Origin of the sequence: Microcoleus sp. MOSTC5, from assembly GCF_036701825.1 — a bacterium.
Classification (GTDB): Bacteria; Cyanobacteriota; Cyanobacteriia; order Cyanobacteriales; family Microcoleaceae; genus Microcoleus; species Microcoleus asticus.
The window spans coordinates 71,258-89,795 of record NZ_JAUBRK010000003.1; the positions used below are offsets into that span (position 1 = coordinate 71,258).

An 18,538-nucleotide genomic window follows, 5' to 3' on the forward strand; every position below is an offset into this window, starting at 1 on the left:
ACTTTGGCTTCTGCAAGCTTTGACTACACCATCAAACTGTGGGCTTGGGATTTCGATAAACTAATGGCATTAGGCTGCAATTGGATTAGCGATTATCTCAGAACCAATCCGAAAGTAACAGAAGAGGATAAACAGATGTGTGCTGATTACCTCAACCAAGAGTCAATCAAATAGGATTTAGGCAAAAAATGCGGCTGTGGTTCCGGCACAAGAACGCGAACTTTGCGAATTTGTTTTAATCCTGGCGATAAATATACAGCATGGGAACCGATTTCAATCATTCCTGCGGTTAATTGATGATTGATGGTTCTGATGCCCTAGAGTGCTGTTACTTTTGCCCCTACAAAAGGCGGTTATGTAGATGTTGTGCGTCCAGGAGTGGAATAATTAAGTGGAGATTTGCGCTCCTTGGGTGTCGAGGTCGATCGCCCTTACATCAGCCTTTACCCCCAATTCCATCCAAGCAGCCGCCATTTCGCTCACAACCGCATCAGCATTAGTAGCATCCGTTAAAGCCAAAAGCGTCGGCCCCGCACCGCTAATTACCATTCCACAGGCCCCTGCATTCAGTGCAGCTTGTTGCACCGCTTCATATCCCCGAATCAGAGATTGCCGGTAAGGCTGGTGAATTTTGTCTTGGAGGGCGCACCGCAGCCAGTTTTCATTGCCCGTTTCCAAAGCCCGCAACAGCAAACCGAGGTGTGCGGCATTAAAAATCGCGTCAGCCCTGCTGTAATCTGCGGGCAAAACTCGGCGCGCTTCGGCTGTAGAAAGTTCAAAATCGGGGATGGCTACCACCGAGACAATATTCGGATGCCAGGGAATATCGCAAATCTCCCAAGAACCCCCCCCCTGCCCCCCCTTGCTAAGGGGGGGTGATGGTAGAATTTCCACATCTAAATCTAAGGGTGATTGTTCTGTTAGCCCCGCTTCACGGAGGGGCAATCCTTCTCTTAGCCCCCCCTTAGTAAGGGGGGGTTGGGGGGGTGCATTGCTAGCAGCGAGGCGACATCCTCCCAGTAAAGCGGGGACAACGTTGTCGGGATGGCCTTCAAGTTCGATCGCCAACTGCATCACTTCCACCTGACTCAAAGGCGCACCAGCTAATTGATTTGCACCGACTAACCCGCCGACAATAGCTGTAGCCGAGCTCCCCAAGCCTCTAGCCAGCGGCACTTGCATATCTATATGTATGGCTACAGGCGGCGGCGATTGTTGGAGGCGATCGTATAACTTGAGAAAAGCTTGATAAGCGAGATTGCTGTCGTCTGTATTGACTTTGGCGGCTTCTTGGCCCGTAACTGTAATTTTTAGTTTCTCGGTTGCTGAGGGTTCGAGTCGGGAGAATTGGAAGCGGTTGTAGAGGCTTAAAGCGGCACCGATGCAGTCGAATCCGGGGCCTAGGTTGGCGGTTGTGGCGGGTACGGTAACGGTGACGGTGGAGATTACGGACATTTTTTGAATAGTTAATTTGGAGTGTTTTACCGCAGATGAACGCGGATGAACGCAGATCGAAGGATATTATACTATGTTTTCAAAAGCACTCTATTTTTGCAGCATTTCAAGATGCTTGATGGCATCTTGATAATCGTTGGTATTGCCATCTTTTTGATATAGTTCGGCTGCTTTATGATAATCGGCGATCGCCCCCGGCTTGTCTTCTAAGAACTCGCGGACTCTGGCGCGGTTGTAGTAAGCGTCGCCGTAGTTGGGGTTAATTTCAATGGCGCGATCGAAATCTGCTTTTGCTGCTGGATAATCTTTGAGGTTGCGGGCGCGAATTATGCCCAGTTTGTTGTGGGCTTTGGCGTAGTTGGGGTTGAGGCGGATGGCTTCGGTGTAATCGGCGATCGCCCCTTGAATGTCTCCTGCCTCTGATTTGGCTAAAGCACTATTGAATAAATCTTCAGCAGGATTTTGAACAATCGTTTTTTGAGCTATTAATATTGCTGAGGACTTAGCAGATACAGCCAGGAATATATTACCAAAAATAGTAAAAATTACTAGACTAGCAATTAAATTGTAAAATGATATTTTCATAAGTTAGGCAAAAATTTGAGCGACAGAACAACTAAAACCGGGCAACAAAGGCGAAGTTAGTTCATCATTGCTCAACAGCGTAGCAATGAGCCTTAAACTTGCTTGTTCCCTGCGATAAACTTCTATTTGCTGCAATTGCCAATTCACAACCCAGTATTCCTGCACTCCTCGCACTGAATAGAGTCGGAGTTTCAAATCTCGATCGCGTCTCTGATTGTCTGCACCGGGGGACAATACTTCAACAATTAACTCGGGTGCGGCGGTTAAATGGCCTGCTTCGTCTAGCAAGATAGCCAAGCGTTCATTGCTCGCCCAAACTACATCAGGTATGACATTATCAGCATCAGTGAAAATAAGACCCGGATTGATGGCGGCTCGTCCCAAACCAGTAGACATCGACCAAGTATCAAGGCAAGAAAAAAATCTGCCACAAGTCTGTTGATGCCCCCAATGCGGTGCTCTAGTCATAAATAGCTCCCCATCAATAATTTCATAACGATCGCCGTTATCGGGCAATAGCTCTAAATCGGCGGTAGTCCAGCGTACTTTATCAGATATTGTCTGGTTCATACAAGCACTCTTGATAGGTGATACAAACATTCTAAACGATCGAGCTTCTACACGCTCCACAGCTTGAAACAATCGGGCTACACTGACTTTCGCTTTCTGGAGGCGAAACTCAAAATATTGAAACCCGCCTGGGCGCGGGTTTCGTTTTTGTAGAGGCGATTTCGCATCGCCAAATTGTCCGATCGCCCAATTTAAAATTATTTAAAATTTCAAATCGCGCGATTACTTCAAAATAGTTTTAGAAGCAATGCGAGTTTTCTTGCGATCGGCTTCACTCAATTGTTCGCCAGCCTGCAAACGAGTAGCAGAGGTTTGGAGCACAGTTGCGGCACTTTTATCGCCCATTTGCAGAGCAGTTTTCGCAGCAGTTTGCAGCATCGTAGCGGCGCCGGCTCGATCGCCCTGTTGCAATCTAGTTTCTGCGAGTTGAGTTTGGCGGTATTTAGCCAAAGCTAAAATGTGCTGCTGCACCGTCTGGTTAAGTGCTGGCTGATAAACTTTTAAGACATTAGCAGAAACTGCAACGGGATCGGAAAGCAAACTTTGACCGACAGTCGGATCGTCGTAGCGAATTTGCAATTGCCCGATCGCCTGTGTACCTTCGGGCAACTGTCCAATATAAATATTAGCCAAAACTACTCGCTCTATATCCTTCATTAAATCTCCCAGGCGCACCATAAAACGATCGCCCTCTTGCTGTACTGGCAATTCGATCGTATCCGGGGCAACTTGGGCGATCGGTTTGAGTTCGGCTAACCGTACTTTTGGCATCAGTGAAAATAGCAAATAAGCATTAGTCAAACCTACACCTTGGATACGAGTAAATAATTTGCTAAACTCGTCAACCGCATCTTCGGGACGCTGAATGTGAGCCAGAGCACCGCCGCCAGCGTCAGCAATCTTTTCCAAAATATCCTGGTTCCAGTTATCGCCAAATCCTAGAGAATTTAAAGTCATGTTGTAGTCGGCAGCCAATTTAGCCAACTTCAAACAGCGGCTGTCGTCGCCGTGTTCGTTTTCGCCGTCAGTCAGCAGAAACGCCTGAGATATAGCTTCTTTTTTGCCTTTGCCCAACTCTTCAATACCTAACTTAATGCCCTCATCAATTGCTGTGCCACCAGCCGAGCGCAATTGCTCAATTTGCCGTTTAATGCTAGCGGGATCTCCCACAATTTGATTGGGCACGAGGACTTTGGCTTTGTGGTCGAAAGCCACCGCGCAAAAGCGATCCCCGGGCTTCAACCTGTCGAGCAATCGTCCGGCGGCTTGTTTGACGGTTTCCAAGGGGCGTCCGCCCATCGAACCGCTGTGGTCGAGAATCAGGCACAGGTTTAAGGGTACGCTGGAGTCGATCGAGCTTGCCGTCGCAGACACTGAAATTGCTAGCTGGCGCTGCGTTGAGGGCGCGGCAGCGTCAAGGTTAGGGTCGTTTAAAACCGGGAGCAAACTAACTTTCATGCGGGATACCTAAAGATTGCGTTACTATTTCTTTAAGAATAGCTCCATCAGTTCAGGCAACATTTCGGTTATATGAACACACCAATTAAAGCTGTGCAATCGCCATACTACGGGGAAGGGAACTCTCGGACGCCACCTCCCGATTTGCCATCCCTGTTGCTGAAGGAGCGGATCGTTTATCTGGGTATGCCTCTAGTGCCTGCGGTAACAGAACTGATTATCGCTGAACTGTTGTTCTTGCAGTACGAAGACCCCGAGAAGCCGATCAAAATCTACATCAACTCGACCGGCACTTCTGGTTACAGTGGCGAACCCGTCGGCTTTGAAACAGAAGCCTTCGCTATCTGCGATACGATCAGGTACATTAAGCCGCCCGTACACACTATTTGCCTCGGTTCGGCAATGGGGATGTCTGCGATGCTGTTAGCGGCTGGTACAAAAGGCTTTCGAGCGAGTTTGCCCCACGCTTCTATTGTGTTGCACCAACCCAAGGCTTACACGCGGGGTCAAGCAAGCGACATTCAAATTCGGGCTAAGGAAGTGCTGGCAAATAAAGCGACAATGCTTGATATTTTTGCAAGCTGTACTGGCCAACCGATCGAAAAGATTACTAAAGATATGGATCGGTTGCTGTACATGACGCCTTATGAAGCTAAAGAATACGGTTTGATCGATCGCGTTCTTGAAAGTTCGGAAGAATTGCCGAAACCGCTGCCGGCTGGAGTCATCTAACTGGGAATGGGGAATGGGGAATGGGGAATGGGGAATGAGTAAGAATTAAGGGTTAATGGCTAGTAGTTTCTACCCTGATTAGTTATTCAATAGTCTTTTTATGACTAACAATTCCCAATTACCGATTCCCAATTACCAATGCCCGATGCCCGATGCCCGATTCCCAATTGCCCGATCACCAATTATCAACTAAACGGAGTTCCGAATTATGCCTATAGGTGTGCCAAAAGTTCCCTACAAAATGCCGGGTGGTTATGATACTCAGTGGATTAATATCTACGATCGCCTCTACCGGGAACGAATTATTTTCTTGGGCAGGGACATTGACGATGAAATTGCCAATCAAATCATCGCTGTGATGCTCTATCTCGATTCGGAAGATTCAGGTAAGGATATTATTTTGTACATCAATTCCCCAGGCGGAATGGTGTCGGCAGGCATGGCTATTTTTGATACCATGCAGCACATTAAATCGGATGTGGTGACGATTTGTGTGGGCTTGGCTGCTTCGATGGGTTCTTTCCTGTTAGCTGCCGGTGCGAAAGGAAAACGGTTAGCTTTGCCTCACTCGCGAATCATGATTCACCAGCCTTCTGGGGGCACGCGGGGACAAGCAACGGATATTCAGATTGAGGCGAAAGAGATTCTGCGGCTGCGCCACGAACTCAATAATATCTATGCTAAGAATACTGGCAAGCCGATCGAGAAAATCGAGAAGGACATGGATCGCGACTATTTCATGTCCGCTGAGGAAGCCAAGGAATACGGCTTGATTGACAGAGTGATCGAAGATCGTCCGTAAGTTATTTTTTCGCGACAGTAGTGCGGGCAACCCTCGCACTACAACGTAGTTCGCAGTAAATTTTGGCAGAATCTTTACATTTAAGGATTCTGCCATATTTAATGGTATTATCAACGCTCATTCATGCTAAATGGATATTGCAGATTATTACCGACAGTTAGGACTGAGGTCTGGTGCCAGTTTATCGCAAGTTAAGGCCTCTTATCGGCAGTTAGCGAGACAGTATCACCCCGATGTGAATCCGGGAAACGAACAGGCTAAGAATAAGTTTATTGCTATTACTGAGGCTTATAAGTTCTTGGTGAATATTGCCCCCCACCATGTTGCGGAGTCGAAAGTTGCCAATTCAACTGTGCCGCCTATTTGGACACCGCCGGATCTGGAGGTGAAAGCTCAACCGCAGGCAGTTAAAGTGACTCGAAAAGAGGCTGCGGTTCAATCTGATGCGGATCTGTCGGCGGTAGAACAAAAGTTAAAGCAAGATGCTTATTTTGAGTTGCAGCAGTTGCTGAAATATCAGAGGTTCCCGCGGGCGATCGCCTTGATTGAGGGTTTGGCCCAGCGGGTTCCCGAAGATTTGGAGGTGCGTCAGTGGCAGGCGATCGCCTATCAGCGCTGGGGACGGCATTTGATCGGAGAAAAGCAGGTTGATAAGGCGAGAATTTATTTGAAAAAGGCTGTGAAAACTGACCCTCACAATCGGGCTTTGTGGGCGGAAGTCGAGCGGGATTTTCGCAGGTTGGAACAGATTTATTGAAGCGATGTTGCGTCCCCCTTGTGCAGGGGGTCTGCGTCGTGAATTTTTAATTTTTCTAAAATAACTTGGGTATTTTCAGGTCGGTTTTCCGGTAGCGGTTCGATTAATTCGTCGATCGAGTCTAGGAGTAACGGGTCAATATCTACAGCTTGGTTCCTCCAATTAATTTTACCAGTTTTTCCATTAACGGGAAAGTCGATCGGCTGTATGCCTGTTAATAAATGTACAAAAGTACGCCCCAGGGCAAAAAAGTCCGATCGCACGCCTGCTTTACCTAAAATTTGTTCCGGTGCGGCGTATCCAGCAGAACCTATGGGTGCGGTATCTCTCTCTGCTTCTGTTGCAGCGCCGAAGTCAATTAATCTCAATTTCCCATTGGCTTCAACCATCAGGTTGGATGGCTTAATATCCCGATGTACTAAATGATATTTGTGGATTTCCTGCAAAATATGAAGCATTTGTTGCAGCCAATCAAGAGCGAGCGTTTGAGAAACGGACTGGTTTTTCTGTAAGAATTCTGCCAAGTTTTCTCCACTAATTTTTTCCATCACCAAACAAGACAATTTCTGAGAGTTATGGGGAAGTTTAGTTTGGAAATAACCGTCAGGTTCGACTTGGGGAACACGGCCCTTTCCGGCCAGCCAAATCAAGGCTCGCGCTTCTTGCTGGAACAAGCGAAGTAAATCGGGATTGTGGGTGTGTTTCAAGACTTTTAAAACTTTTACAGTCCCCCATTCGTTTTCCCCTGTTCCCAAATCTTCAACTTCAAAGATGTCAGTGGGGCGTGCGGGATTGGGCGATCGCACTGATTTAAGGATGCGGTAGCGATCGGCAATTAACAAATCCGTGCCGCAAGCCTGACAATTTTGAGCAGCAACAGGATTTTCGCGTTGTTCGCATTGAGGGTTGATGCAGTAAATCATCGGCCTTGATACGTCCACAACTGACGGATTTAACAAATTGATTCAATTATTAGCATAAAACCCAGCAGTTCTGACCTTACTACTGGGTTTATATTTACCGCCCATTTGCGCACGCTATCACATTTAAGTCAAGGATTTAAGATTAATAGCATCGCGCTCTACCGATTGAGCTACTCCCCAGCGTTTGGTTGAGGAGGCTGGAGTTGAACCAGCAACATCGATGATGTGATTTTCCTGACATTCGTTTTAGCGATCGGCGGAGAATGCTGAGTTTAGAGTAATAACTTGCTGTTGAATTTGTACGCAATGCTGCCTCTGCCAATTGGGCTACCCCCCTATTTTGGGTAGAAGGGACAGGAGTCGAACCTGTACTGTCACATTTGTACGGTTTAAGTTGAAGGTTGAGATTGAACTTGTACTCTGTTTATATCTTAAACCATAACTATTAAAAAAGCAAGCAATTAGCGGAAAATAAACTGAAAAATTCGCTCCCCCACTCTCTGTTCCTCAACTTCTGAATTGTTAGCTTCTTCGCGAGCGAACATAACAGCTTGCTGCAAGATTTCCACCCTTTGCAGCAACTCATTGATCCGCCGTGCTGGCAAAGCTCCAGAAAACTTGACAGTCCGCCAATAGCCGATCGTAATATCTTCGTAATAAACATCGACTTGCGCCGGATGGTGCTCGGTAGCTTCAGCTTTAACGTGATTGCGCGGAGTTTTAAAAGTCTTGAGAGTTTGCACCGGTTCTGTTGCCCAGCAGTCGGCCGAAGCATCGAAGTTCCAAGTCTCCGAAGCATCTAAAACTGGAAGTTTTTTGATGAATGCTTGCAAATCTGCTAACTGCTTTTCAATGAATAGCAAATAGCTGACGGGAACTTGGCTCAAAAGCACGTTTCCGTCTACAGTTACGTCAGCGCGAGCGCTACAATTTGTCCAATCTTTGGTTGCGGTTACGTCGAAGAGTTTGGTCAAAACTTCAGTTGTTTTGCGGATAATCTCTTCGGCTTTGACTTCAACTTTTTTGGACTCGGGCGGCAGTTGTTCGCCTTCTTCGTCTTTGGGACGGTAAGTGCGGGAGATTCCAGAAAGCACAGCGGGCTTCTGGAGCGCTTTTTGAGCTTCTGCTAGTTCTTGGGCGGAGCGGCTTTTGATGCCTTTTTCGATCGCAATAATCTGATTTAAGCGTGGCATTGTTCGATTTTATTGACGCTGAACTCACATCAAGTCCGGTTGATTTTGATAATCAAATTGTTTGTCCTGTGGCTTTTAGGGCTTTGAGGATTTCAGTCCTCAGTACAAACCTCACGATCGTTCTTTAACCAGACTTGCTCACCTTGTAGTATTACATAATTCAATATAAATTACAAGCTTTTTTTTGTAGGCGCGGTACCAAAAGATCCCGTCGCTACCCGTGCCCAGCAATTTATCTCGCAAAAAATCGGCAAAATCTCTAGCGTGGCTACCAAAGTGTAGCAAATATCACTCTCTGCTGGGGCTGCAACTACCTCTTGAGATAGATGCGGAAATACCTCCCAGGGCGAGTTGTCATATCGGGAAACATTTCTTAACATATAGATAACAAAGGGAATCCGAGGAGACACCAAAAATCCTTAAGCCCTTGGGGTGCCCCGTTAATCAGATTCTTAGCAAACAAGGGCTAAATCAATGAACCAGCAAAACTCCGAAGTTTTAGCATTTTTGCCCATGCTCCAAAAAGGCATTTGGCTGTTTGGGATTCTCTCTTGGATATTCGGGCTGACAGATAGAACTATTGCACTATTATCTGACGGATATTTGTCGGCGATCGATATTGTCCAGCTATTTACAGCTTCATTCTTCTTCCTTAGTTGGCTGTTTTTAAGCCCCTTTTTGGGTTTTAACTCCCAGAGGCAGCCGAAGGGTGAAGCATCTTCCTAGTTTTTAATTGGTAATGTTAGTTTCTCGATCGCTCTTTGTTTCTTCTGGGGCAAAGCGGGCCGGCCAAATGCGATCGCAGAAAAACAAAGTTCCCGCCGTCACACACAGCGGAATCGCCAACAGATTCAACAGCGGAATGCTCACCAAACCCAAACAAACCACACCAAAACTCCCGCTGGCCGGCAAACTCGCCCAAATTATCTTCAATTTCTCCTGAAAAGGTCGTCTCCGCCTCTCCAAAGGTGCATCTAAAAAGTCCAAACAGACAATAGTCGCGCCCAAAGCTACGCCACCCAAACTGCTAAGAATAGAGCCGACGCCAGGGATAAAATGCAGCAGCAGCAGCGGTATGCCGACGCTCAACAAAATTTGTAGTTTTCGCAGTTCAAAGGCGATCGCCCTTTGAATATCCCGAAAACTACTCGCCAAATTCATTGGTGCTTCTGCGGGCAATTGACCGTTCCGCAGAAGTTCCAATTGTTCGGAGAGTTTGCCGTACCAGGGCGAACCTAAAATCACGCCAAACTGCACTAACAAAAATCCAATTATCAGCAAAAGTCCTGACACTAGGAGTACGCGCAGCAGCCAGCCGAAAGCAACTGTTAACACGCCGAGAAAGCTCAGCCAAGCTGGAAAACTCGCAATTAGAGCATTAAATCGGACGGACAAATCGGTAACTAAAACATCTATCCCTGCCAAACTGGGAAATAGCAAGCTTAAATAAAGACCGATACCAATTATAAAATTTAGCACCACGGGAACTAATACATAAGTCCACAGCTTGGGAGTTTGCAAAATCAGCGTGAAAGCTCGCAAAGGATAGGTGAAACCTGCCAGGAGTCCAATTGGTGCGGTAATGGCGGCCTGAGCGGGGTTTGAATTTAGCTGTTTTGACATATTTTCTGCTTTTGAGGACTCGACTCTATTTTCTATTATCCACTTTCCATTATTATTGCTGATGAGGATTTATCGCAGGTAGCCCAACAGTGAAGCTTTTTATTTACCATACCCCGGAACTTACGCCAGCCGACAAAATGCCGGCTTGCGCGATCGCAGTTGATGTGCTGCGGGCGACTACGACAATGGCAACGGCCCTGAATAATGGGGCGGAAGCTGTCCAAGTTTTCAGCGACTTAGATAAGCTGATGGCCGAGAGCGAAAAATGGCCTGCAGACAAGCGGATTCGCGCTGGAGAGCGCGGCGGTGGCAAAGTTGACGGATTTGACATGGGGAATTCCCCCTTCGACTGCACGCCAGAAAAGGTGGCTGGGAAGCGAATTTTTATCAGCACAACTAACGGTACTCGGGCTCTGCAGCGAGTGCAAGCTGCTGCAACTGTGTTAACGGCGGCTTTGATTAACCGCAAATCTGTGGTGCAGTTTTTGTTAAATAAACAGCCGGAAACTATTTGGATTGTGGGTTCTGGTTGGGAAGGGAGTTATTCGTTGGAAGATACGGTTTGTGCTGGTGCGATCGCCCAAAGTCTCCTGGCAGAAAGCGGTATTCCTGCGAGCGATTTTGCTGGTAACGATGAAGTATTTGCTGCTATTGCTCTTTACCTGCACTGGCAAGATAGGTTGCACGAATTGTTGGAAAGAGCCAGTCACGGCCAGCGCCTCCTCGGTTTAGGTGTTATTGAAGATTTAAAATATTGCGCGCAAACGGATACTTTAGATGTGCTGCCGGTGCAGCGAGAACCGGGAGTTTTGGTTAAGTCGGATTTTAAAATTCCTCAAGCTAATTTCTGGGTGCAATCTTCGGAAAAAACGGCGAATTGAAATTTTTTCTGGGAGTGGTGTATTAGTAAGGTGGGCTGAGGCGAACCCTACTCGGACAACGACAATAAAATTGGTTTGCAGCATCGGAATGCAAGTCCTCATAAAAATCATAGGACGTGGATTCCGATGCTGCATACAACGGAAGTTAGTAGTTAGCAAACTAATTTATTATTTAAAAATTAAAATTAAAGATATTCGGTAGGGGCATCACTAATGTTGTGTCCCTAGTGTATTGGAGGCAATTGAGAATTGCTGGATTCACCGCCGAACCGCTGAATTAAACACTCGGCAATTCTGGCTGCTGCACCGGGTTCTCCCATGCGGCGCCAGCCATTTTCTGCGATTAGCTGTAACCTGTCGGGGTCGCGGAGCAAAGACTGGACGGCAGCGGCAACTTCGGCGGGATGTTTGACTAAAATTAATGACGGGCCTAACAAGCGACTTTGAGCTTCTGCAAAAGCGGGAGTAAATTGCGGGCCGTTTCCGGGAATGGCGATCGCGGGTTTTCCTAAACCTACAAATTGTTCTGTAGCCGTTCCGGCCATTGCTATTGCTAAATCGGCTTCGTACAAACAATCGTTAAAACTTTGCTGAGTCAAAATCATCGTGGCGTTTCTCTGCACAAATGTCAAGGGCAATAGCAAATTAGGAGATTCTTTCCGAATTTCTTGAGCACTAGAAACAGGAGGTCGCAAAATACTTCCTTCTCGCCGCTGCGTTCTAATTTCGCCGTCTTGTCGCCAGCCGAAAAATTCTAAACTAGGCCGCAAAGCTTCTAGATTTAACTCAGGGGAAATGGCTCCAAAAAATAACAATTTGCGATCGGCAAACAGCGACAAAATTCCGGCTACTGCCTCTACTATTAGCAGCCAATTAGCATAGGCTTCCGGCGCTCTAGAACCGGGGAGTAAGGTGATGACGAGCGATCGCTCCATTTCCCGAAACTCTGCGTCAGGGCCGTAAAAACCGGCTGGATTTTCCGGTTCGAGTCCGTCCATCATTGGGTTTCCGAGATTGTAAGCCGGAATTCCCAGCTTTTGTAAAGTCTCGGCGGTTAGCGCGTCCCTGGCAAAAACGGCCCGACAGCGCGATCGAGTCATCAACCAGCGCTCCCAAGGCAAATAAACCGATCGCGGCGACCAACCCCACCAACCAAAGGCGCGGGATTTGCGAGCCAGAGGCCCTTCCTCGTCGCGTAAATAATACTCGGACTTTGCCGTACCGACAAAGGCATAGGGCGCGCCGCTGAGCCAAGCAAACAGCAGCGGTACAATATCCCCGCAGGCTAAAATAACGCCGTCTTGATTCCCAGACTGTTGTTGCGATCGCACCCAAGCGCGGATGGTTTTAAACTGAGCTATGGTCAACTGAATCAGGCCGCCTTTGACATCGCGCAAAAATTCCCTTCCGTCCATGTAAATAAAGCCGCCCGAAGGCATCCGCTGCACCGGGCCGATGATGCGGGCGTTTTCTAGTTGAGCGAAAGCTTGCCCTTCGCCCACTAGCGGAAACACGGCTAATTCTGGGGGATGCGGGTGCTGTTGCAGTTCCCGCAAGATGCGAAGGGCGATCGCGTCTTCTCCGTGGCCGTTACTGAGGCAAAGTAATTTCAATCCCAACTCTCTCAAAAACTCTATTGTCAAAAAATAGCCTGCAAACCCTGCGACTTCAGTCTAGGGATGGAAAGCAACTTTCCACTTTAGTTTACCAGAAAATTGTTGTTTAAAATAGTACAAAACACGGTAATATCGAACCCGATCCGCCGCTGCTCAAAATCTCTGCTGTACCCAAATATATCTGGCATTTAACAGCAGTTGCTCGGACTCTAGGATGGCAACTTCTGAAGCGGCAAAACAACTTGTTTAATGTTGGGACTTACGATCGCCTGCACTGACAATTAATTGCCCGATCGACAATTGCCCTATCTCCGCCTAAATAACGCAGCGGTAAGCTGCTGCGCATCTATATCCAGCCCAGGCGCATCTAAATTTTACAGTCAAGTTTGATGACATTCTTGTGGGGTGTCCCGCCCGCCCAAAAATACAATTTAGATGCTTAACAGCTTATCTGTTAAAAGCAAGCTCTAAACCGTGATAGTCCTACTATTTTCCCTCGATATATTGCTTTAAAATATTCCGAATTTGTTTGAGCTGAAATCCCTTAGCAAGTTGGCGCAGCTTCGAGACAAACGGCACTAATTTTGGGTCTAAACTTTCCAGCTTAGCACTCTCCTCAAAAATTTCTTCAATGTCGCCCATAGCTGCGAGTTTCAAAATTTTTGCTACCGACTCAGAAGCCGCAGGTAACAGAGAAGAATAAGCAGGCAAATCAGATGCTGGTGACAAACTGGGAGTTTTTCGTTTTTTGCTTTCCGAAGATTTTTCGTAAATCCATTCTAGTCCCAAGTGCACCCGTAGCTGTTCCAAAAAGTGATTTGCTTCGATCGGCTTGGGAAGAAAATCATTGCACCCTGCGAGGATGCTCTCTTGCTGCGTCGCCTCGAAAACGCTAGCTGACATAGCGATTAACACGACATCTTTTAATTCTGGCAACTGCCGCAGTCTCCTTGCAGTTTCTAACCCATCTATTACAGGCATTCCCAAGTCCATAAAAATCACATCCGGTTGAAATTCAACTAATTTACAGAGGCATTCGTGACCGTTTTCGACCTTTACAACTTCAAATCCCAAACGCCCCAGCAGCCTGCACAACAAATCGCGATTTAGTTGATTGTCGTCCGCGATTAGCACTTTCCGCTTGTTGCCGAAAAAACCCACAACCCAGCGTTTTTCCAGTAAAGGAGACACCTCCAAGTACCGTTTAGCTGCGGGCAACTCTAAATCTATCCAAAAAGTGCTGCCTTTTCCCAAAGTGCTGTTGACGCGAATTTCGCTACCCATTAGTTTCGCTAATTTCTGGCTGATAGAGAGTCCGAGACCCGTACCTTCAACAAAGGTATTGCCTCCTACTTGGTGGAATGGCAAAAATATTTCTTCTAACTTGCTTCTGTCTATTCCTGTGCCGGTATCCTCGACTTGAAAGCGGATTTTTAAAGCGTGTTTGGCTGCGATCGCATTGTGGGCGAAGCGCATATAATTTTCTTTCAGTTCCGAACTCAAAAGCGATAATTCATAATTTTCGCCTTGCCCTCGACTCCAGGCTCCTGTGCCGACATAGCCGACTTTAAAAGTCACACCGCCGCTGTTAGTAAACTTAACGGCATTGCTGAGTAAATTTATGAGGATTTGGCGCAATCTTTTTTGATCGACACGGACGGAGCTAGGCAGGGGAGATACTTGTTCGTAATTGAAGGAAATTTGTTTTTGCGATGCCCGCATCTGAAAGAGATCGGCAATGTTTTTCGTGAATTTTTGAAAATTTAACTCTTCCGGGTAGAGTTCCATTTTTCTAGCTTCGATTTTGGAAAGGTCTAAAACATCATCGATTAACATCAACAGGTGTTGACCGCACTGTTGAATATTGCTGAGACTTTCTTGCTGATCTGAGCTTAAGTCTTTGTCGGTTTTCAAGATTTGAGCGTAACCTAAAACGCCGTTTAAAGGCGTGCGAAGTTCGTGGCTCATGTTGGCTAGAAATTCGCTTTTGGCGCGGTTGGCGCTTTCTGCGGCTTCTTTAGCTTGTTGGAGGGCCGATTCTGCAAGTTTGCGATCGGCAATTTCGGTTTGTGCTTGTTCAAATAGCGTCGATTGCTGGATCGCGATCGCCAATTGCACGCACAATTGCCGGAGGGATTCTATTTCTGAGGCATCCCAGGGACGGGGGCCTCTGCAATCCTGGGCGATCAGCAGTCCCCAGAGCTGATTTTGGGCGGTCGGTTGGGTCTGGGAAATGCTTTCTCGTGGTTTTAAAATCGGCACTATTAAGTTAGCTTTTACTTCAAATCCTTCGAGAAATTTCATGTGGCATTCCGTCAAATTTTCCCGGTAAATATCTTCCATAGATCTAATACAGCCTTGCTGATAAATATCAATAAATTTCTCTTTAAAACAGCCATCAATATTGTTAAAATTTAGCAGCGAAATTCTATCTTTTGCCACGGATTCCACAACGACATAGCCGCTCCAGTCGGGATTAAAACGGTAAATAACTGTGCGGTCTGTTTGCAAAAATTGCCGCACTTGTTCGACAGCAGTGGTGAGGACTTCTTCTAAATTGAGGGAGGAGCGAATGCGATCGAGCATGGCAACTACCAGCCGTTCTCGCCTTAATTGGTGCAGCAGCGCCATCTCAGCTTGTTTGCGTTCGGTTATGTCGGTAATTACTCCCACTAGCCCGATTAAATTGCCTGTTTCATCTTTAATGCAGTCGGCACGAAATAAAGTCGTTACCACTTCGTTGCTTTTAGTTTTGATTTGGAGTTCGCCTTGCCAAGATTTGCCTTTACGGACTGTTTTAAACATTTCTACCAGCACTTGACTTCGGGGGTAAAGTGCCGTTGCTCCGCCTGCTGTGTGTAGTTCTTCTGCTGTGTAGCCGTACCGCTGAACAAAGGCTTGATTGTGGTAGATCGATCGCCCTGTCAAGTCAGCAATGCCGATCGCGTCGCTGGTACTTTCTACGGCTTGAGTAACTCGCAGCAAATCTAATTCTGCTTGTTTGCGATCGGTAATATCAGTAATAGTGCCGATATAACCTTTAATTTCCTGCTTGTCTCCGATTTCGGCAATTGCCTGACCGATCACCCAGATTACACGACCGTCTGGACGCTGAAAGCGGTATTCGGATTTAAAAGGAAATTTCTCAATAATTGCTCGATACCATTCATTTTTTACGCGCTCCGTATCATCGGGATGTATGGCATCCATCCAGCCAGTTTCTGCTGCTAATTCTGCGTTTAATCCCGTGATTTCACTCCACCGCTGATTTACATAAAGGCAATTTCCCGAGGGGTCGGTGTGGAATATACAAACTGGCGATGCTTCTGCTAAAGTTTGGTAGCGGCGCTGGCTAGCTCGCAGTGCTGATTCTACCTGCTTTCTATTAGTGATATCGCGGACTATCGAAATTATCTCGCCGCCTGCAAGCATTGTCAGCGACAATTCTTGAGGGAACTTAGTACCGTCGCGGCGCTGGCCGCTCGCTTCTATATTGCAGTACCCTTTTTGCAGGAGCATCGGCATTATTTGTAGTTCAAAAAATATATTTTCTGCTTTGCTGTAGAGCATTTTCCATTTCTTCCCATACAGTTGGCTAGTGCTAGCCAAGCCGTACATTTTTAGATAAGCGTCGTTTGAATAAATACATTCTTTATTATAATTAAAAATGGCGATACCGTCATAAGCAGCGGCCATTGCTACTGCTTGTCGCTGGAGTTTGGACTCGGCTTGTTTGCGATAGGTAATGTCGTGACCGACTGAGTAGATTAAACCTTCTTCACTAAATGGCGATGACGTCCACAGCAGGCATTTGTAAGAACCATCTTTGCAAAGATAGCGGTTTTCAAAGGAGATACTGGAAGTACCGGCTATTAGTTTTACCCCTTCGGCTGCGGTAGCTTTTCGATCGTCTGGATGCACAAATTCGATCATCGGCTTGGCAAAAAGTTCAGCACTACTGTAGCCTAAAACCGTTGACCAAGCAGGGTTTAATCGTTTAAAATATCCGTCGAAACCGATAATGCAAAGCAAGTCTAAGGAAATGGTAAAAAAGCGATCGCGCTCTGTTTGTGCCTGCTTTAATTCAGTGATATCCATCACTAAACCGTCCCAGAGAATATCGCCTTCGCTCCCAGATTTTGCCTCATTATTGAGCCTTTCCGGTCTCGCCGCTCCTTGCAGCCACTTAACTTTTCCCGATTGCAGGGTATGCCGCCACTGCTGCTGCCAAGGTTCCAGGGTAGCGGCTGAAACTTCGATCGATGCTTCAAAATCTAAGATATCGTCTGCATGAATTCCGCTGAAAATTATTTCTGCATTTTGCTCTATTACTTCTGGCTCTAATCCGTAGATTTCGCGACTACTTGAAGATACGTAGGGAAAAGACCTTTCTCCAGTTGCTGAGATTCGGAATTGGTAAATTATTCCCGGCATATTAGCTACCAATTTTTGAAATCGAGCTTCGCTTTGTTCCAGGGCTCTTTGCTGCCGTCTCTCTTCGGTAATATCTCTAATTGTCCCTACTATTACTTTACTGCCGTCTGCTATTTTAAAAACGCTTTTTTTGGTAGAGATGATGTGTTCTTTCCCGGCGGTGTCTGTGAATTTTTCTTCAGTTTCCAAGCAGACCCCCGTTCTCAATACTTCTTCATCTTTTGTCCAAAAAACATCAGCTTCTGATTTTGGGAAAAAGTCATAATCTGATTTGCCGATCAGTTCTTGCCGCGATTTACCGATCAACTGACAAAAAGCATCATTTAATATCATCCAGCGGTGTTGCTCGTCTTTGACAAAAATTGGGTCTGGCGTAGCATTTATGGTGTGGTTTAAAAATTCTTCTGACGCTTTCTGTTTGGCTTCGTAGCGGTAGCGATCGCTCACGTCCAACACTACTTCGATCATCCGGTCTATCGACCCGTCCTGGCGGCGGATGCAGCGCAGGGAAACTCGCGTGTGAACTATTTCGCGGTCTTTTTTGAGCCACCTTTTGTCTAAGCTGTAACCGTCGATCGTACCTGCTAACATCTGAGAAATTTTTTTCAAATTGGCATCTAAATCCTCTGGATGAGTCAACTCCAGCCAATTCTTTTGCACGAGTTCGTCGCGCTCGTAGCCCAGCAAATTGCACAGCGCATCGTTAACTTCTATCCAGTTGCAATTTTGAGGGATTTCGCGGTCAATAATTGGAGCGATGATGGCAATTCCGATCAGGGAGTTTTCTACCACCGATCTATATTTTTCTTCGCTCTTTCGCAAAGCATCTTGACTGTTCTGGCGTTCTATGGCATAACGGATCGATCGAATTAACAGTTCGCTGTCAATTTTTCTTTTGACTAAATAATCCTGTACCCCGACCGAAATCAACCGCAGGGCAAGCTCTTCGTCGTTTTGGGCGGTCAGAACTACGATCGGCACATTTAGCCCGTACTCTTGTACCCGAGCCACCGTCTCAATTCCGATACTGTCTGGCAGTGAAAGGTCTAATAAAATTATGTCAAAAGTTTCTTGATTCAATCGCTGCTGCGCTTCGCTGAGGCGCTCTACTTTCGTCAGTAGTATACGCTGCACGCCGCCAATTTCCGACAGCAAATCTTCAATAAGCTCAGCTTCCTGAGGGTGATCTTCTACTAACAAAACTTTCAAGCAGACAGGAGGCACAGCTAAGTTAAAAACTGCTTTCATAATAGTTATTAATCAATAAAAATGTTAAACTAACTTGGGTTTTACCTTTTATTTCCGGGGCAGTTATTTAATTGGACTTACATATACATCCGCAGTCATATAGCGGTGCGAGCGAGCGCTACAAAAATTGTATTTAATACTTATAGTTATATCACGCACTAACTCGACTGTCAACGCGAAACATTTTTTATTCTAACTTGCAATTTATACCACTTAAACAAAAAAAGAATGCACCTGTAGGTAACCTCCCAACACACATAG

General features: G+C 46.4%; 14 protein-coding genes. 5 read left to right on the plus strand and 9 right to left on the minus strand.

Annotated elements, in window-relative coordinates:
• Window positions 1-387 precede the first annotated feature (387 nt).
• From thrB to QUA54_RS02135, 4 genes are all read right to left on the minus strand, one after another.
• Window positions 388-1,455, minus strand: a complete 1,068-nt coding sequence (thrB, locus tag QUA54_RS02120) for a homoserine kinase (RefSeq protein WP_333412891.1) — start codon at window positions 1,453-1,455, stop codon at window positions 388-390.
• Window positions 1,456-1,545: 90 nt separating this feature from the next.
• A complete protein-coding gene (locus tag QUA54_RS02125; RefSeq protein ID WP_333412893.1) occupies window positions 1,546-2,040 on the minus strand; it encodes a tetratricopeptide repeat protein in 495 nt (164 codons plus the stop codon).
• 3 nt (window positions 2,041-2,043) lie between these two features.
• Window positions 2,044-2,610 (minus strand): Uma2 family endonuclease, encoded by a 567-nt coding sequence (locus QUA54_RS02130; protein WP_333055702.1) that lies wholly within the window; start codon window positions 2,608-2,610, stop codon window positions 2,044-2,046.
• Window positions 2,611-2,832: 222 nt separating this feature from the next.
• A complete protein-coding gene (locus tag QUA54_RS02135; protein WP_333412895.1) occupies window positions 2,833-4,068 on the minus strand; it encodes a VWA domain-containing protein in 1,236 nt (411 codons plus the stop codon).
• A gap of 72 nt (window positions 4,069-4,140) precedes the next feature.
• Between QUA54_RS02135 and QUA54_RS02140 the strand changes: the two genes are divergently transcribed.
• The 3 genes from QUA54_RS02140 to QUA54_RS02150 all read left to right on the plus strand — a co-directional run bounded on the left by QUA54_RS02140 (window position 4,141) and on the right by QUA54_RS02150 (window position 6,359).
• Window positions 4,141-4,800: an ATP-dependent Clp protease proteolytic subunit gene (locus tag QUA54_RS02140; protein ID WP_333191593.1), complete on the plus strand. Its 660-nt coding sequence runs from the start codon at window positions 4,141-4,143 to the stop codon at window positions 4,798-4,800.
• A 208-nt stretch (window positions 4,801-5,008) separates the two neighbouring features.
• Entirely contained in the window at window positions 5,009-5,602 is a 594-nt protein-coding gene (locus QUA54_RS02145) for an ATP-dependent Clp protease proteolytic subunit (protein ID WP_172188328.1), read from the plus strand.
• Between the two features lie 130 nt (window positions 5,603-5,732).
• Entirely contained in the window at window positions 5,733-6,359 is a 627-nt protein-coding gene (locus QUA54_RS02150) for a J domain-containing protein (RefSeq protein WP_333412897.1), read from the plus strand.
• On the opposite strand, the gene QUA54_RS02155 is transcribed toward QUA54_RS02150, so the two are convergent.
• Window positions 6,353-7,300, minus strand: a complete 948-nt coding sequence (locus tag QUA54_RS02155) for a serine/threonine-protein kinase (RefSeq protein WP_333412899.1) — start codon at window positions 7,298-7,300, stop codon at window positions 6,353-6,355. The genes QUA54_RS02150 and QUA54_RS02155 overlap by 7 nt on opposite strands.
• Before the next feature lie 443 nt (window positions 7,301-7,743).
• Entirely contained in the window at window positions 7,744-8,475 is a 732-nt protein-coding gene (locus QUA54_RS02160; protein WP_333412901.1) for a DUF7873 family protein, read from the minus strand.
• 474 nt (window positions 8,476-8,949) lie between these two features.
• Between QUA54_RS02160 and QUA54_RS02165 the strand changes: the two genes are divergently transcribed.
• A complete protein-coding gene (locus QUA54_RS02165; RefSeq protein WP_333191602.1) occupies window positions 8,950-9,201 on the plus strand; it encodes a hypothetical protein in 252 nt (83 codons plus the stop codon).
• 3 nt (window positions 9,202-9,204) lie between these two features.
• On the opposite strand, the gene QUA54_RS02170 is transcribed toward QUA54_RS02165, so the two are convergent.
• Window positions 9,205-10,098: an EI24 domain-containing protein gene (locus QUA54_RS02170; protein ID WP_333197809.1), complete on the minus strand. Its 894-nt coding sequence runs from the start codon at window positions 10,096-10,098 to the stop codon at window positions 9,205-9,207.
• Between the two features lie 89 nt (window positions 10,099-10,187).
• Here QUA54_RS02170 and QUA54_RS02175 point away from each other — a divergent pair, with 89 nt between their 5' ends.
• Window positions 10,188-10,979 carry a 2-phosphosulfolactate phosphatase family protein gene (locus QUA54_RS02175; RefSeq protein ID WP_333191606.1) on the plus strand — a complete coding sequence of 264 codons (792 nt, stop codon included), beginning with the start codon at window positions 10,188-10,190 and terminating at the stop codon, window positions 10,977-10,979.
• Between the two features lie 224 nt (window positions 10,980-11,203).
• Here the strand turns inward: QUA54_RS02175 and QUA54_RS02180 are convergent, their stop codons facing one another.
• The gene (locus tag QUA54_RS02180) at window positions 11,204-12,622 is read right to left on the minus strand and encodes a lipid-A-disaccharide synthase-related protein (protein WP_333412904.1); all 1,419 of its coding nucleotides are present in this window, start codon (window positions 12,620-12,622) and stop codon (window positions 11,204-11,206) included.
• Window positions 12,623-13,081: 459 nt separating this feature from the next.
• Window positions 13,082-18,277, minus strand: coding sequence for a PAS domain S-box protein (locus QUA54_RS02185; RefSeq protein WP_333412906.1), 5,196 nt, complete (start codon window positions 18,275-18,277; stop codon window positions 13,082-13,084).
• Window positions 18,278-18,538 lie beyond the last annotated feature (261 nt).

Bases quoted from the DNA above. Each gene is read 5' to 3' on its own strand.
- thrB (WP_333412891.1), bottom strand. From the start codon at position 1,455: ATGTCCGTAATCTCCACCGTCACCGTTACCGTACCCGCCACAACCGCC.
- QUA54_RS02125 (WP_333412893.1), bottom strand. From the start codon at position 2,040: ATGAAAATATCATTTTACAATTTAATTGCTAGTCTAGTAATTTTTACT.
- QUA54_RS02130 (WP_333055702.1), bottom strand. From the start codon at position 2,610: ATGAACCAGACAATATCTGATAAAGTACGCTGGACTACCGCCGATTTA.
- QUA54_RS02135 (WP_333412895.1), bottom strand. From the start codon at position 4,068: ATGAAAGTTAGTTTGCTCCCGGTTTTAAACGACCCTAACCTTGACGCT.
- QUA54_RS02140 (WP_333191593.1), top strand. From the start codon at position 4,141: ATGAACACACCAATTAAAGCTGTGCAATCGCCATACTACGGGGAAGGG.
- QUA54_RS02145 (WP_172188328.1), top strand. From the start codon at position 5,009: ATGCCTATAGGTGTGCCAAAAGTTCCCTACAAAATGCCGGGTGGTTAT.
- QUA54_RS02150 (WP_333412897.1), top strand. From the start codon at position 5,733: ATGGATATTGCAGATTATTACCGACAGTTAGGACTGAGGTCTGGTGCC.
- QUA54_RS02160 (WP_333412901.1), bottom strand. From the start codon at position 8,475: ATGCCACGCTTAAATCAGATTATTGCGATCGAAAAAGGCATCAAAAGC.
- QUA54_RS02165 (WP_333191602.1), top strand. From the start codon at position 8,950: ATGAACCAGCAAAACTCCGAAGTTTTAGCATTTTTGCCCATGCTCCAA.
- QUA54_RS02170 (WP_333197809.1), bottom strand. From the start codon at position 10,098: ATGTCAAAACAGCTAAATTCAAACCCCGCTCAGGCCGCCATTACCGCA.
- QUA54_RS02185 (WP_333412906.1), bottom strand. From the start codon at position 18,277: ATGAAAGCAGTTTTTAACTTAGCTGTGCCTCCTGTCTGCTTGAAAGTT.